Consider the following 15456-nt stretch of genomic DNA (forward strand, 5'->3'; position numbering starts at 1 on the left):
GCTTACTCGAACCAGTGGGCTCGGGCGGCCATGATCAACTTGCCGGCACGCTCTTCGTCGATGCCGTCGATGTCGAGCAGGTCGTCAATCGACTGCTCGGCCAGGTCTTCGCGGTTAACCACGCCGCGCACCGCCAGTTCCGCTGCCAGGTCGTTGTCCATGCCCTCGAGGGAGAGCAGGTCTTCGGCCGGGTGGGCGTCTGCCAGTTTTTCCTCGGTAGCGATGGCTTTGGTCAACAGGCGGTCCTTGGCCCGAGCGCGAAGCTCGTTGACGATTTCCTCGTCGAAGCCATCGATGTTGAGCATTTCTTCCAGCGGTACGTAGGCAATTTCTTCGAGGCTGGTGAAGCCCTCGTCAACCAGCACCTGGGCCAGTTCCTCGTCGACTTCCAGCTCTTCGATGAAGTTGCGCAGGATGTCGCCAGTCTCGGCTTGCTGCTTGGCCTGGATGTCCGATTCGGTCATCACGTTCAGGGTCCAGCCGGTCAGTTGGCTCGCCAGGCGCACGTTCTGGCCACCTCGGCCAATGGCCTGGGCCAGGTTGTCGGCAGCCACGGCGATGTCCATCGCGTGGGCGTCTTCATCAACGATGATCGCCGCCACTTCGGCAGGCGACATGGCATTGATGACGAACTGCGCCGGGTTGTCGTCCCAAAGCACGATGTCGACCCGCTCGCCACCCAGTTCGCCGGAAACGGCCTGGACGCGCGAACCGCGCATGCCGATGCAGGCGCCTTGCGGGTCGATACGCTTGTCCTTGGAGCGGACGGCGATCTTGGCACGGGAGCCCGGGTCGCGGGACGCGCCCATCACTTCGATCAGGCCCTCGGCGATTTCCGGCACTTCGATGCGGAACAGTTCGATCAGCATCTGCGGCGCGGTACGCGACAGGATCAACTGCGGGCCGCGGTTCTCGGTGCGGATCTCCTTGAGCAGCGCACGAACGCGAACGCCGACGCGGAAGGTCTCGCGGGAAATGATGTCTTCGCGAGCCAGCAGGGCTTCGGCGTTGTTACCCAGGTCAACGATGACGTTGTCGCGGGTCACCTTCTTCACGGTGCCGGAGATGATTTCGCCCAGGCGCTCGCGATAAGCGTCGACGACCTGTGCACGCTCGGCTTCGCGAACCTTCTGCACGATGACCTGCTTGGCGGTCTGGGCTGCGATACGACCGAACTCGATGGACTCGATCTTCTCTTCGATGATGTCGCCCGCCACTGCGCCCGGCTTTTTAGCCTGGGCCTGGTCTACCGCCAGCTCGATGGCCGGATCGTCGAGGTCTTCGTCCTCGACCACGGTCCAGCGACGGAAGGTCTCGTAGTTACCGGTGTGGCGGTTGATTTCCACACGCAGGTCGACTTCGTCTTCAAAACGTTTTTTGGTTGCAGTGGCCAGGGCCACCTCCAGCGCTTCGAAAATCACGCCCGCCGGTACACCCTTTTCATTGGATACCGACTCAACAACCAGCAGTACTTCTTTGCTCATCGTACGCCTCGCCTTTCGCAAGCCATTGGAACCGCGTCAACCGCAGCTCCGGCATGTCTCAGTCAAAACTGGGAATAATGTTGGCCTTGTCGATCGAGTCGATGGGCAGCAGGAATTCGTGATTGTCCACCTGGACCACGACATCCTGCTCCTCAACACCACGGATCAGGCCTTGAAAGTTACGACGACCTTCGAAGGGCGTACGCAGCTTGATCTTCACTTGTTCGCCGGCATGCGAAGCAAACTGTTCAAGGGTGAACAGTGGGCGATCCATGCCAGGAGAGGAGACTTCCAGGGTGTATTCGGTGCTGATGGGATCTTCAACGTCCAGAATACCGCTGACCTGGCGACTGACGACTTCGCAGTCATCCACCAGGATGCCGTCCTCTTTGTCGATATAGATACGCAGTACCGAATGCTTGCCCTGGGAAATGAACTCGATCCCCCAGCATTGATAGCCAAGCGCTTCGACTACCGGGGCCAACAAGGCCTGCAACTGTTCTAGCTTGCTCGACACCTGAACCCCCTCGTGCATGCTGTGCAAATAAAAAATGGGCAAGCGCCCATCGTGAAATGCGCCGTGGAATGTGGCGCCTGAGAACTGTTTAGCTAACAAAAAGCCCCTGAAAAGGGGCTCCGCTAAAACTGGTTGCGGGGGCTGGATTTGAACCAACGACCTTCGGGTTATGAGCCCGACGAGCTACCAGACTGCTCCACCCCGCGACAAAGCTGGGGCGAAAGTATACGACCGAACCCCGGGAGGGTCAATCAACCTCCACCTGCAAGAAAGCCCGCTAGTGCGGGCTCCCATGCTTCAATTGGTACCGAGAAGGGGACTCGAACCCCTACACCCTATGGGCACAACCACCTCAAGGTTGCGTGTCTACCAATTCCACCACCTCGGCAATACTACTTTGAAACCCGTTACTTCTGCTCTGGAGCCTGAGGAACATCGCTATTGTTGCCAGCTTCGTTCTTCTGTTGCTGTTGCCCCTGGAGCACCGGTACATCATCTGTTGCCGGTTTGTTTTGCTGCACTTCCAGAACCGCTGGATCTGGCAAACCTGCTTGAGTCAGCTGATGAGCTTTCTCTTTAGCAAAGTATCCTAACCCAAGAGCAGTTAAGAAGAAAGAGGCAGCTAGTATAGCAGTAAACTTACTCAAAAAGGTAGCGGAACCTTGGCTTCCGAACACAGTATTTGAAGCACCTGCGCCGAAAGATGCACCCGCTTCCGCACCTTTACCCTGTTGCAGCAGAACCAGTACTACCAAGCCCAGTGCGCCCAACAGATGAAGAACGACAATAACTGTTTCCAGCATTTTTCAGTTTCCTGCGGCGCGACAAATTGCACCGAATTCGTCTGCGTTCAGGGAAGCCCCACCAATCAGCCCCCATCGATATCCGGCATGCCGAACAGCTCAGCCGCATTGGCCGCCTTCACGCTGCCGCCGTATAGAAGCCGCGTATTTTGCGCAACTTCCGGATCCTTCGCCGCCAACTGGTCGCGGATGGCTTTATGCACATCCTGCGCCTGTTGCGGAGTGGCCGTCAGGCCAGTGCCGATGGCCCATACAGGCTCATAAGCGATAATCGCATCTGCAAAAGCAGAAATACCCAGTTGGTTGATGATGCTGTCCAACTGACGCCCCACAACCTCGAGCGTTTTGTTCGCTTCACGCTCTTCGAGGGTTTCCCCTACACAGAACACTGGCTTCAAGCCACAGGACTGTGCCGCTGCGAACTTCCGGATCAGGGTCGAGTCCTGCTCGCCCAGGATCTGCCGCCGCTCCGAGTGACCAATCAACACCAGCTTGCAACCGGCATCGACCAACTGACTCGGCGCCACCTCTCCGGTCAGAGCCCCTTGCTGGGACTCCACCGCAGCGTTCTGCGCACCTACCACGATCGATTTGCCTTCCAGCCCCTCGATCACCTGGCTGATGAACAGACTCGGTGGGAACACCGCGACATCAACACCGCTCGGCAGGATCTGATTGCTCAAGCCCTTGATCAGCTCAGCGACGCTGGCGCGGGTACCGTGCATTTTCCAGTTACCAGCTACCATTGGGCGACGCATGCTTTACCTCGTGGGTCAAAGTGGGCGCAGATGTTACCCAACCAATTCATCACTGGCAAGCGTAAATCAAACGCAAACTTCACTTACCAGTTTTGCCAGGGCTTCGGCATGGCCACGCACCTGGGATTCGTCGTCACCTTCGACCATTACGCGCACCAGAGGCTCTGTTCCGGACTTGCGCAGCAACACGCGGCCACGCCCGGCCATCTCCTCGGTGACACGCTCGCAAGCAGCCTTCACGTCAGGATGCTCCAGCGGGTCGACCTTGCTGGCGCCGAAACGCACGTTGATCAACACCTGCGGACATTTGCGCACGGCCTGGCGGGCTTGTGCCAGGGTCTCGCCGCGACGTTTGAGGGCCATCAGCACCTGCAATGCCGCGATGATCGCATCGCCGGTGGTGGTGTGGCTGCAGCACACGACATGCCCGGAGTTCTCGCCGCCGATGATCCAGTCGCGCTCGAGCAGCTCGGACATGACATAGCGGTCGCCGACCTTGGCACGTACGAACGGAATGTCGAGGTCCTTCAAGGCCAGCTCCAGGCCAAGGTTGCTCATCAGCGTCCCGACCACGCCACCTTGCAACTTGCCGCGCTCCTGCAGATCACGAGCGATGATGAACAGCAGTTCGTCACCATCGACGATGGCACCGGTGTGATCCACCATCAGCACGCGGTCACCGTCACCATCGAAAGCAATGCCGAGGTCGGCATGCCCGACCAGGACCGCCGCCTGCAATGACTCGATGTGCGTGGAGCCGCAGTTTTCGTTGATATTCAACCCATCGGGCTGGTTGGCAAGCACCGTGACATCGGCGCCCAGTTCCCGGAACACGCTGGGCGCTACCTTGTAGGTTGCGCCATGGGCACAGTCGATGGCCAGCTTGAGCCCGGAAAAGTCAGTACTGCTCGGCACGCTGCTCTTGCAGAACTCGATGTAGCGGCCCGCCGCGTCGTTGATCCGCGAAACCTTGCCCAGCTTGCTGGACTCGACCACGGTCATCGGCTGGTCGAGCAACTCCTCGATCATCAGTTCGACCTCATCCGGCAGCTTGGTGCCCTGCCCGGAGAAAAACTTGATGCCGTTGTCGTCGTGCGGATTGTGCGACGCGCTGATCACGATACCGGCTTCGGCGTGGAAGGTCCGGGTCAGATAGGCAATGGCCGGGGTCGGCATCGGGCCCAGCAGCAGGACGTCCGCCCCGGCAGCGGACAGCCCGGCTTCCAGCGCCGATTCGAACATGTACCCGGAAATGCGCGTGTCCTTGCCCACCAGCACCCGGCAGTTGCCCTGCTTGCGGAACGCCATGCCCGCCGCCCAGCCAAGCTTGAGCATGAAATCAGGAGTGATCGGGTATTCCCCGACGCGGCCGCGAATGCCGTCGGTACCAAAATATTTTCTGCTCATAAATGCTCCGTCATTCTTTATTCGGCGTCTTGTACTGCGGCGATCATCCGTACGACATCGACGGTTTCAGCGACATCATGGACACGCAGGATCGCGGCCCCTTTTGTCATCGCCAAGGCAGCCAGCGCCAGGCTACCGTACATCCGCTCGTTTACTGGCCGGTTGAGGGTCAGGCCGATCATGCTCTTGCGTGAAACGCCCACCAACAGCGGGCGCCCCAGGCGCTGCAAGCTGTCCATGTGCTTGAACAGACTAAGATTATGCTCCAGGGTTTTGGCAAAGCCGAAGCCCGGATCAAGAATAATGCGTTCCGCCTCGATGCCGACCGCCGCACAGGCAGCCATACGCGCTTCAAGATAGCGCCCGACCTCGGCAGTCACGTCTTCGTAATGCGGGTCGTCCTGCATGTTTCCGGGTTCGCCGCGCATATGCATCAGGCATACCGGCAAGCCGGTGGCCGCCGCCGCATCCAGGGCGCCATCCCGTGACAGCGAGCGGACATCGTTGATCAACCCCGCCCCCAGCCGCGCCGACTCGCGAATGACCGCCGGCGTGGATGTGTCCACGGAGATCACCACATCCAGCTCGCGATTGAGCGCTTCGACGATGGGCGCAACGCGTTCCAGCTCTTCGAGCGCCGTCACCACCCGCGCACCTGGCCGAGTGGACTCGCCACCGACGTCGATAAGCGTGGCTCCTGCCGCAACCATTTCCTCGGCATGACGCAAGGCCGCATCACGCTGGGTGAAGCGGCCGCCATCGGAGAAGGAATCCGGAGTGATATTGAGGATACCCATGACATGGGTACGGGAAAGGTCGAGAACCCGGTTGCCGCAAGGCAACCGGGTTGGGTACTGCTGTGAAGTCATGTCAACCCTTAGTGTTGCGCAGCCGGACCACCGATAGGGGACTCGGGACGGTCGCCCTGGGATGCAGCGGTGCCCGAAGTACCGGAATCGTTGTCCCAGTCCCGCGGCTCGCGCGGTGTACGACCTGCCATGATGTCGTCGATCTGGTCGGCGTCGATGGTTTCGTACTTCATCAGCGCATCGGCCATGGCGTCGAGCTTGTCACGGTTGTCCGTGAGAATCTGCTTGGCAGTGGCATAGCACTGGTCGATGATGCTGCGCACCTCGGAGTCAATCAGCTTGGCGGTCTCGCCCGACACATTGGTGTGCTGGCCACTGGAGCCTCGGCCCAGGAACACTTCGCCCTCTTCCTCGGCGTACATCAGCGGCCCGAGCTTTTCCGACAGCCCCCACTTGGTCACCATGTTCCGTGCGATCTGGCTGGCACGCATGATGTCGTTGGAGGCGCCGGTGGTCACACCGTCGAAGCCCAGGGTCATCTCTTCGGCGATACGGCCGCCGTACAGCGAGCAGATCTGGCTGATCAGCGCGCGCTTGGACAGGCTGTAGCGGTCTTCTTCCGGCAGGAACATGGTCACGCCCAGCGCACGACCGCGCGGGATGATCGAAACCTTGTACACCGGATCATGCTCGGGAACGATGCGACCGACGATGGCGTGGCCCGCCTCGTGGTAGGCAGTGTTCTGTTTCTCTTTCTCCGACATGACCATGGTCTTGCGCTCGGCGCCCATCATGATCTTGTCCTTGGCCAGCTCGAACTCCTTCATCTCCACCACGCGCTTGCCACCGCGGGCGGCAAAGAGCGAGGCCTCGTTGACCAGGTTGGCCAGGTCGGCACCGGAGAAGCCAGGTGTACCGCGCGCGATGACCGCCGGGTTGACGTTGTCGCCGATCGGCACCTTGCGCATATGGACCTTGAGGATCTGTTCGCGACCGCGAATATCCGGCAGACCGACCACCACCTGGCGGTCGAAGCGACCGGGACGCAGCAGCGCCGGGTCAAGCACGTCAGGACGGTTGGTGGCAGCGATGACGATGATGCCATCGTTCATTTCGAAGCCGTCCATCTCTACCAGCAACTGGTTGAGGGTCTGCTCGCGCTCGTCGTGACCGCCGCCCATGCCGGCGCCGCGATGGCGACCCACGGCGTCGATCTCGTCGATGAAGATGATGCACGGTGCGTGCTTCTTGGCCTGTTCGAACATGTCGCGCACACGGCTGGCACCGACACCGACGAACATTTCCACGAAGTCCGAACCGGAAATGGTGAAGAACGGCACCTTGGCCTCACCTGCGATAGCCTTGGCCAGCAGGGTCTTGCCGGTACCCGGAGGGCCGACCATCAGTACACCGCGTGGGATACGACCACCCAGGCGCTGGAACTTGCCCGGATCACGCAGGAACTCGACCAGCTCGCCAACTTCTTCCTTGGCTTCGTCGCAACCGGCGACGTCGGCCAGGGTCGTCTTGACCTGGTCTTCGGACAAGAGGCGCGCCTTGCTCTTGCCGAAGCTCATCGGGCCACCCTTGCCGCCGGCACCGCCCTGCATCTGGCGCATGAAGAACATGAACACCGCGATGATCACCAGGATCGGGAAGCTGGCTACGAGCAACTGGGTCCAGATGCTCTGCTGCTCGGGTTGACGACCTTCGATCACCACGTGATTGTCGACCAGGTCGCCAATCAGGCCGTTGTCCTGGATCGCCGGACGGATGGTCTTGAAGGTATCGCCGTCGCTGCGCTTGCCGGTAATGACAGCACCGTCGACCGTGACGCGCTCGACCTTGCCATCCTTGACTTGCTGGATGAAGTCGGAATAGTTGAGGGTCTGCGGCTCATTCGGGCTGGAGAAGTTGTTCATCACCGTCACCAGGACCGCCGCGATGATCAACCACAGGATCAAATTCTTTGCCATATCGTTCAATTCGCTACCCTCTGAAGCAGGTTTAGGCGCAACCGTGCCTCGCATGATAATCAGCGGCTTAACTTACTACATTACCTACAACGGCTGTTGGCGCCGTCTGTAACCCTTTGTGAATCCAGACTACACGATATTCATCCACACCACGCGGGGAGACCGATTGGAAAATACTATCGGCGCCGCGCAAAGCCGCCGCGTTATTCGCCGCGGTAGCCTCTTGCCAGGAGGTACTGCTCGCGCGAGCGATCTCGTGAAGACGACGGCTTGCGCATCTGGACCTTGTCGAATTTCTGACGAACGTCCTTCAAATAGGTATCGAAGCCTTCACCCTGGAAGATCTTGATCAGAAAATCCCCACCTGGACGCAGGACGCGACTGGCCAGATCAAGGGCCAGCTCACAAAGGAACATCGCCCGCGGCATATCGACAGCAGGCGTACCACTCATGTTGGGGGCCATATCCGAAATCACAAGGTCCACCTGTGAATTACCTACGGCCTCGAGAATCTGCGCAAGCACTTCGTCCTGGGTGAAATCGCCCTGGATGAAGGTCACGTCGGGAATGCTGTCCATTTCCAGGATGTCGGAAGCGATCAGCCGACCTTGCCCGCCGATCAGCCGGCTGGTGACCTGGGACCAGCCACCCGGCGCGGCGCCGAGGTCGATCACGCTCATGCCCGGGCGGATCAAGCGGTCCTTTTCCTGGATTTCCAGCAGTTTGTAGCTCGCGCGCGAGCGGTAGCCGTCCTTTTGCGCCTGTTTGACGAAAGGATCGTTGAAATGCTCTCTCAGCCAGTTATGGCTGCTCTTGGAACGCTGCGCCACTGGGCACCTCGATGATTAAGCGTCGTGATTGACTGGGCGGAGCCACGGGCCCTCGGGTAAAATGGCCGCCATTTTTACAGAATCCAGACGAAAGGGTCCGATTATGCCGCTCAATAACGAGCAGAAGAAACAGTACAAATCCATTGGTCACGACCTGAAACCGGTCCTGATCGTGGCAGGCAATGGCTTGACCGAAGGTGTCCTCGCCGAACTCGAGCGTGCCCTGGTAGATCATGAACTGATCAAGGTGCAGGTCAAGCTCGAAGACCGGGAAGAGCGTCGGGCAGTCATGGATGAACTGAGCAAGATCGGCCGAGCCGAACAGGTACAGATCATCGGCAAGATGGTCCTGCTGTATCGCCGTAACCCGCAACCGAACAAGCAACTGTCCAATATCCACCGCTACAAGTGACGGTGACACCGGTCAGCGGCGCGTCCTAACGCGCCCTGGTCGGGACGGGCTGGGCCACCAGCGCAATGCCGCTGAGCCCCAGCACGACGAAGCAGAACACCTGCCAGCGCGCACCGGCGGAGAAGCCGTAGCGCAAGGTGTAATAGCCGATGCATGCGGTGAAACCGACCAGCAGCAACTTGCCGCTGAACAGCCGCCAGCACGCCGGCAATCCCTTCAGCCGCACCAGCACGGCCAATTGCGTCAACAATCCCAGCGCCGCCACGCCGATCAACCAGCGGTCGATCTGGATAGAGATGTCCTCTATCAGCAGGGGCGCCAGGCTGCTGACCTTCAACGCCGGCACCAGGCCGACATGAAACACCCAAAGGCCACCGACCCAGAACACCTGGGCCAGTTGCCAGAGGATGGCTTCGACGCAAGGCCCGGAGAGGCTGTCGTCAGATGTGCTTGACTTCGACAATCTCGTACTCGACCGTGCCGCTCGGGGTTTTCACCACGACCACATCGCCTTCTTCCTTGCCGATGATGGCGCGGGCGATCGGCGCGCTCGCAGAGAGCTTGCCTTTCTTGATATCAGCCTCGTCCTCGCCAACGATCTGGTAGGTCACCTGATCGCCGGTCTCGGTGTTTTCCAGATCCACGGTGGTACCGAAAATCACCTTGCCGGTATGGGCGATGGTGGTGACGTCGATCACCACCGAGTTCTGCAGACGGCCTTCGATGTCGCGGATCCGCGCCTCGACCATGCCCTGTTCTTCACGGGCGGCGTGGTATTCGGCGTTTTCCTTGAGATCGCCCAGCTCCCGCGCTTCACCGATCGCCTGGCTGAGGCGTGGGCGCTCGGTCTTGCTGAGGAAGGTCAGTTCGTCTTCCAGGGCGCGAGCGCCCTGGACGGTCATCGGGTACTTGGTAATGCTCATGCTTTGAGTCCTGCATGCAGATCCTGCAAGCGGCGAACGGTCTTTTCCGGACCGAACTTCAGCGCTTCGCAGATAGCTTCACCGGCCGCAATGGTGGTGGTGCAGTAGATCTTGTGCTGCAACGCATTGCGGCGAATCGAGTAGGAATCGGCGATCGACTGGCGACCTTCGGTGGTGTTGATGATCAGCGACACTTCGTCGTTCTTGATCATGTCGACCACGTGCGGACGACCTTCGGTCACCTTGTTCACGCGACGCACTTTCAGGCCGGCCGCCTCGATGATCTTCGCGGTTCCGGCAGTTGCGACCACTTCGAAGCCCAGGGCAATCAGGTCGCGGGCAACGCCGGCCACTTGCGGCTTGTCGTCGTCACGCACGCTGATGAACGCGGTACCGCCGGTCGGCAGCACTTCGCTGGCACCCATCTGGGCCTTGGCGAAGGCTTCACCGAAGCTGTCGCCGACACCCATGACTTCGCCGGTGGATTTCATCTCAGGGCCGAGGATCGGGTCAACCCCCGGGAACTTGGCGAACGGGAACACCGCTTCCTTGACGCTGTAGAAGTTAGGAATGATTTCCTTGGTGAAGCCCAGCTCTTTCAGGGTCTTGCCGGCCATGACACGGGCCGCGATCATCGCCAGCGAGGTGCCGATGCACTTCGAAACGAAAGGCACGGTCCGCGAAGCGCGCGGGTTGACTTCGATCACGTAGATCTTGTCGCCCTGCAGGGCCAGCTGCACGTTCATCAGGCCGACAACGCCCAGCTCCAGGGCCATCTTCTTGACCTGCTCGCGGACTTCGTCCTGCACATGGGCAGGCAGCGAGTACGGCGGCAGCGAGCATGCAGAGTCACCGGAGTGAACACCGGCCTGCTCGATGTGCTGCATGATCGCGCCGATGACCACGTCGGTGCCGTCGCAGACCGCATCCACGTCCATCTCGATGGCGCAGTTGAGGAAGTGGTCGAGCAGCACCGGGCTGTCGTTGGAGACCTGGACCGCTTCACGGAGGTAGCGCTTCAGCTCGTCCAGCTCGTAGACGATTTCCATGGCGCGGCCGCCCAGTACGTAGGACGGACGAACGACCAGCGGGTAGCCGATATCGCCAGCGGCGCGAATGGCTTCGTCTTCGCTGCGCACGGTGGCGTTTGGCGGCTGCAGCAGGTTCAGGCGCTGGACCATCTGCTGGAAGCGCTCGCGGTCTTCGGCACGGTCGATGGCGTCAGGGCTGGTACCGATGATCGGTACACCGGCCTCTTCCAGGGCGCGAGCCAGTTTCAGCGGGGTCTGGCCGCCGTAGTGGACGATGACGCCCTTCGGCTTCTCGACGCGCACCACTTCCAGCACGTCTTCCAGGGTCAGCGGCTCGAAGTACAGGCGGTCGGAGGTGTCGTAGTCGGTGGAAACGGTTTCCGGGTTGCAGTTGACCATGATGGTCTCGTAACCGTCGTCACGCAGTGCCAGCGCGGCATGCACGCAGCAGTAGTCGAACTCGATGCCCTGGCCGATACGGTTCGGACCGCCGCCCAGGATCATGATCTTGTCGCGGGTCGACGGATTGGCCTCGCACTCTTCCTCGTAGGTCGAGTACAGGTAGGCGGTGTCGGTGGCGAACTCGGCGGCGCAGGTATCCACGCGCTTGTACACCGGGAAGACTTCCAGCTTGTGGCGATGGCGGCGCAGGTTCTTGTCGGTGATGCCCAGCAGCTTGGCCAGGCGCTGGTCGGAGAAGCCCTTGCGCTTGAGGTTCAGCATCAGTTGCTTGTCGATGGCGGCCAGGCCCAGGGTCTTGACCTTCTCTTCTTCCTTGATCAGGTCTTCGATCTGGATCAGGAACCAGTGGTCGATGCTGGTCAGGGCGAAGATTTCGTCGCGGGTCATGCCGGCGCGGAAGGCATCGGCCACGTACCAGATACGCTCGGCGCCCGGCACGGTCAGCTCGCGCTTGAGGATGCTCGGGGTTTCCGGGTTGGCCAGGTCGACTTTCGGGTCGAGGCCGCACACACCGACTTCCAGGCCACGCAGGGCTTTTTGCAGCGACTCCTGGAAGGTCCGGCCGATGGCCATGACTTCACCCACGGATTTCATCTGGGTGGTCAGGCGGGCGTCGGCTTTCGGGAATTTCTCGAAGGCGAAACGTGGCAGCTTGGTGACGACGTAGTCGATCGATGGTTCGAAGGACGCCGGGGTACGACCGCCGGTGATGTCGTTCTGCAGCTCGTCGAGGGTGTAGCCGACAGCCAGCTTGGCGGCGATCTTGGCGATCGGGAAGCCGGTGGCTTTCGAAGCCAGTGCGGAGGAACGGGATACCCGCGGGTTCATTTCGATCACGACCATGCGGCCGGTGTTCGGGCAGATACCGAACTGCACGTTGGAACCGCCGGTTTCGACACCGATTTCACGCAGCACCGCCAGGGAGGCGTTGCGCATGATCTGGTATTCCTTATCGGTCAGGGTCTGTGCCGGAGCAACGGTGATCGAGTCACCGGTGTGCACGCCCATCGGGTCGAAGTTCTCGATGGAGCAGACGATGATGCAGTTGTCCTTTTTGTCGCGGACCACTTCCATCTCGTACTCTTTCCAGCCGATCAGCGATTCGTCGATCAGCAGTTCCTTGGTCGGCGACAGGTCCAGGCCACGGGCGCAGATCTCTTCGAACTCTTCACGGTTGTAGGCGATGCCACCACCGGTACCGCCCATGGTGAAGGACGGACGGATGATGCACGGGAAGCCCAGCTTCTCGAGGACCGCATTGGCCTCTTCCATGCTGTGGGCGATACCCGAGCGCGGGCATTCCAGGCCGATGGCCTTCATTGCCTTGTCGAAACGCGAACGGTCTTCGGCCTTGTCGATGGTGTCGGCGTTGGCGCCGATCATTTCCACGCCGAATTTCTCCAGGACGCCTTCGCGCTCCAGGTCCAGGGCGCAGTTCAGTGCGGTCTGGCCACCCATGGTCGGCAGCAGCGCGTCCGGGCGCTCCTTCTCGATGATCTTGGCAACGGACTGCCACTTGATCGGCTCGATGTAGGTGGCGTCGGCCATGGCCGGGTCGGTCATGATGGTGGCAGGGTTGGAGTTCACCAGGATGACGCGGAAACCCTCCTCGCGCAGGGCCTTGCAAGCCTGGGCGCCGGAGTAGTCGAATTCGCAGGCCTGGCCGATCACGATCGGGCCAGCGCCGAGAATCAGGATGCTTTTAATGTCTGTACGTTTTGGCATGGTTGTCACTCAAATCCGCAGGTCAGTCGGCAAGCCGTCTTGAACAATCTTGGTCAGGCGCTGCTGAACCGGGCTTCGCCGGTCCAGCGCCTTCACGCAGGGATGCTTAGCGGCGCTTGGCCATGGCATCGATGAAACGATCGAACAGTGGCGCGACATCGGTCGGGCCAGGGCTGGCTTCAGGGTGGCCCTGGAAGCTGAACGCGCTCTTGTCGGTGCGCTCGATGCCCTGCAGGGTACCGTCGAACAGCGACTTGTGGATGGCGCGAACGTTGGTCGGCAGGGTGGCCTCGTCGACCGCGAAGCCGTGGTTCTGGCTGGTGATCATCACCACGCCGGTGTCCAGGTCCTGGACCGGGTGGTTGGCACCGTGATGGCCGTGGCCCATCTTCACGGTCTTGGCCCCGGACGCCAGGGCCAGCAGTTGGTGACCGAGGCAGATACCGAAGACCGGGATATCGGTTTCCAGGATTTCCTTGATCGCCTGGATCGCGTAGTCGCAAGGCTCCGGATCGCCAGGGCCGTTGGACAGGAACACGCCATCAGGGTTGAGGGCAAGCACTTCGCTGGCCGGGGTCTGCGCCGGGACGACGGTCAGGCGGCAGCCACGGGCGACCAGCATGCGCAGGATGTTCAGCTTGACGCCATAGTCGTAGGCAACCACGTGGTACGGCAGGTCGGCCGCCTCGATGGTCGGGTGGCTGTCGGTTTTCAGCTCCCAGACACTGGAGCGCCACTCATAGGCACTCTTGGTGCTGACCACCTTGGCCAGGTCCATGCCTTTCAGGCCCGGGAATCCGCGCGCTGCGGCGATGGCGGCTTCCTCGCTGATATTGTCACCGGCCAGGATGCAACCGTTCTGTGCGCCTTTCTCACGCAGGATGCGGGTCAGGCGGCGGGTATCGATACCGGCGATGGCCACGACATTGTTGGCTTTGAGGTAATCGCTCAGGGACAGGGTGTTACGCCAGTTGCTGGCGATCAGCGGCAGGTCGCGGATGACCAGGCCGGCCGACCAGACGCGATCGGACTCGGCGTCTTCGGCGGTAGTGCCGGTGTTGCCGATATGAGGGTAGGTCAGGGTAACGATCTGTTGCGAGTACGATGGGTCAGTCAGGATTTCCTGATAGCCGGTCATTGCGGTGTTGAACACCACCTCACCAACGGTCTGACCGTCGGCTCCAATGGCTTCACCGCGAAAAATGCTGCCATCGGCAAGGGCGAGTATGGCTGGCTTAGTCAAGAAGACCTCCCGTAAATCAAGCCTGAAGGGGCGATCGCAGGTTGCAAAAAAGCGGAATGACGTATAGACACGTCACCCCGCTTTCTTCGTCGAATTATCTGCGCGCTTTTAGTGGACACACTAAAGCTGTAGCTTACAGAAAAACGCTTTTTGGGTCTACCACTGATGTGTCTGAAAGACGCAGGAATGCGACAGGGCGCATCGGAGAAGGCCGCAGAAGTGCCCGCTCATGGAGACCGGGCACTTCTGGGTAACGCAGCACAGAATCAATGCAGGTCGAGCACGTCCTGCATATCGTACAGGCCCGGCTCGCGACCATCGAGCCACATGGCCGCACGAACCGCACCCTTGGCGAAGGTCATACGACTGGAAGCCTTGTGGGTGATCTCCACGCGCTCGCCCTCGGCGGCGAACAGCACGGTGTGGTCACCGACCACATCACCGGCACGCACAGTGGCGAAACCGATGGTCTGGCGATCACGTGCGCCGGTCTGGCCCTCGCGACCGTAGACCGCCACCTCCTTCAGATCGCGCCCCAGCGCCTGGGCCACCACTTCGCCCATGCGCAGTGCGGTACCGGACGGCGCATCGACCTTGTGACGATGGTGGGCCTCGATGATCTCGATATCCACTTCATCGGCCAGCACACGGGCAGCGGTGTCGAGCAGCTTCAGGCAGAGGTTGACCCCGACGCTGAAGTTGGCGGCGAAGACGATCGGAATCTCCTTGCCCGCCTCGACCAGCAACTGTTTCTCCTCGGCACTGAAGCCCGTAGTGCCGATTACCATGGCCTTCCCCGCCTTGCGGCAGAACGCCAGGTTCTTCAGGGTCACCGACGGGTGGGTGAAGTCGATCAACACATCGAACTCTTCCACCACCTTGGCCAGGTCGTCCGAGATCGGCACGCCGATCCGGCCCAGCGCCGCCAGCTCGCCGGCATCGGCACCCACCAGCGTGCTGTCGGGACGATCCACCGCCGCCGTCAGACCAGCGCCCTGGACGTGCTGGATCGCCTCGACCAGGGTCTTGCCCATGCGCCCAGCCGCGCCCATTACCGCAATACGTCGCATGCGTTT

The 15456-nt window shown here is 60.8% G+C and carries 13 protein-coding genes, 2 tRNA genes and 1 pseudogene; 1 reads left to right on the plus strand and 15 read right to left on the minus strand.

Annotation, left to right across the window (positions count from 1 at the left end):
* Positions 1–2: 2 nt before the first annotated feature.
* The 10 genes and pseudogenes from nusA to rlmE form a co-directional block, all read right to left on the minus strand.
* The gene (nusA, locus tag CSV86_RS30050; protein ID WP_009404299.1) at positions 3–1484 is read right to left on the minus strand and encodes a transcription termination factor NusA; all 1482 of its coding nucleotides are present in this window, start codon (positions 1482–1484) and stop codon (positions 3–5) included.
* Between the two features lie 58 nt (positions 1485–1542).
* Positions 1543–2001 carry a ribosome maturation factor RimP gene (gene rimP / locus CSV86_RS30055; protein WP_009404298.1) on the minus strand — a complete coding sequence of 153 codons (459 nt, stop codon included), beginning with the start codon at positions 1999–2001 and terminating at the stop codon, positions 1543–1545.
* A 129-nt stretch (positions 2002–2130) separates the two neighbouring features.
* A tRNA-Met gene (locus CSV86_RS30060) sits at positions 2131–2207 on the minus strand.
* Positions 2208–2303: 96 nt separating this feature from the next.
* A tRNA-Leu gene (locus CSV86_RS30065) sits at positions 2304–2389 on the minus strand.
* A 19-nt stretch (positions 2390–2408) separates the two neighbouring features.
* Positions 2409–2804, minus strand: a complete 396-nt coding sequence (gene secG / locus CSV86_RS30070) for a preprotein translocase subunit SecG (RefSeq protein WP_009404297.1) — start codon at positions 2802–2804, stop codon at positions 2409–2411.
* A gap of 3 nt (positions 2805–2807) precedes the next feature.
* Positions 2808–3562 (minus strand): annotated as a pseudogene (tpiA, locus tag CSV86_RS30075) (triose-phosphate isomerase).
* Between the two features lie 66 nt (positions 3563–3628).
* The gene (gene glmM / locus CSV86_RS30080) at positions 3629–4969 is read right to left on the minus strand and encodes a phosphoglucosamine mutase (protein ID WP_009404295.1); all 1341 of its coding nucleotides are present in this window, start codon (positions 4967–4969) and stop codon (positions 3629–3631) included.
* Between the two features lie 17 nt (positions 4970–4986).
* Entirely contained in the window at positions 4987–5838 is an 852-nt protein-coding gene (gene folP / locus CSV86_RS30085) for a dihydropteroate synthase (RefSeq protein WP_009404294.1), read from the minus strand.
* Between the two features lie 8 nt (positions 5839–5846).
* Complete coding sequence (gene ftsH, locus CSV86_RS30090; RefSeq protein ID WP_009404293.1) at positions 5847–7754, minus strand: ATP-dependent zinc metalloprotease FtsH; 1908 nt, start codon at positions 7752–7754, stop codon at positions 5847–5849.
* Between the two features lie 203 nt (positions 7755–7957).
* Positions 7958–8584: a 23S rRNA (uridine(2552)-2'-O)-methyltransferase RlmE gene (rlmE, locus tag CSV86_RS30095; RefSeq protein WP_009404292.1), complete on the minus strand. Its 627-nt coding sequence runs from the start codon at positions 8582–8584 to the stop codon at positions 7958–7960.
* Positions 8585–8687: 103 nt separating this feature from the next.
* On the opposite strand from rlmE, the gene yhbY reads away from it, so the two are divergent.
* Positions 8688–8996, plus strand: coding sequence for a ribosome assembly RNA-binding protein YhbY (gene yhbY, locus CSV86_RS30100; protein WP_009404291.1), 309 nt, complete (start codon positions 8688–8690; stop codon positions 8994–8996).
* A gap of 25 nt (positions 8997–9021) precedes the next feature.
* Here the strand turns inward: yhbY and CSV86_RS30105 are convergent, their stop codons facing one another.
* The 5 genes from CSV86_RS30105 to dapB all read right to left on the minus strand — a co-directional run bounded on the left by CSV86_RS30105 (position 9022) and on the right by dapB (position 15450).
* Positions 9022–9459 (minus strand): hypothetical protein, encoded by a 438-nt coding sequence (locus CSV86_RS30105; RefSeq protein ID WP_051032725.1) that lies wholly within the window; start codon positions 9457–9459, stop codon positions 9022–9024.
* A complete protein-coding gene (gene greA, locus CSV86_RS30110) occupies positions 9437–9919 on the minus strand; it encodes a transcription elongation factor GreA (protein ID WP_037061676.1) in 483 nt (160 codons plus the stop codon). The genes CSV86_RS30105 and greA overlap by 23 nt, the downstream gene beginning before the upstream one ends.
* Positions 9916–13137, minus strand: coding sequence for a carbamoyl-phosphate synthase large subunit (gene carB, locus CSV86_RS30115; protein ID WP_009404288.1), 3222 nt, complete (start codon positions 13135–13137; stop codon positions 9916–9918). Before carB ends, greA begins: the two co-directional genes overlap by 4 nt.
* A 106-nt stretch (positions 13138–13243) precedes the next feature.
* Positions 13244–14380, minus strand: coding sequence for a glutamine-hydrolyzing carbamoyl-phosphate synthase small subunit (gene carA, locus CSV86_RS30120; RefSeq protein ID WP_009404287.1), 1137 nt, complete (start codon positions 14378–14380; stop codon positions 13244–13246).
* Positions 14381–14646: 266 nt separating this feature from the next.
* Positions 14647–15450, minus strand: coding sequence for a 4-hydroxy-tetrahydrodipicolinate reductase (gene dapB, locus CSV86_RS30125; protein ID WP_009404286.1), 804 nt, complete (start codon positions 15448–15450; stop codon positions 14647–14649).
* Positions 15451–15456: the final 6 nt, after the last annotated feature.

The sequence above is a fragment of the Pseudomonas bharatica CSV86 genome (assembly GCF_000319305.2).
GTDB classification, from domain to species: domain Bacteria; phylum Pseudomonadota; class Gammaproteobacteria; order Pseudomonadales; family Pseudomonadaceae; genus Aquipseudomonas; species Aquipseudomonas bharatica.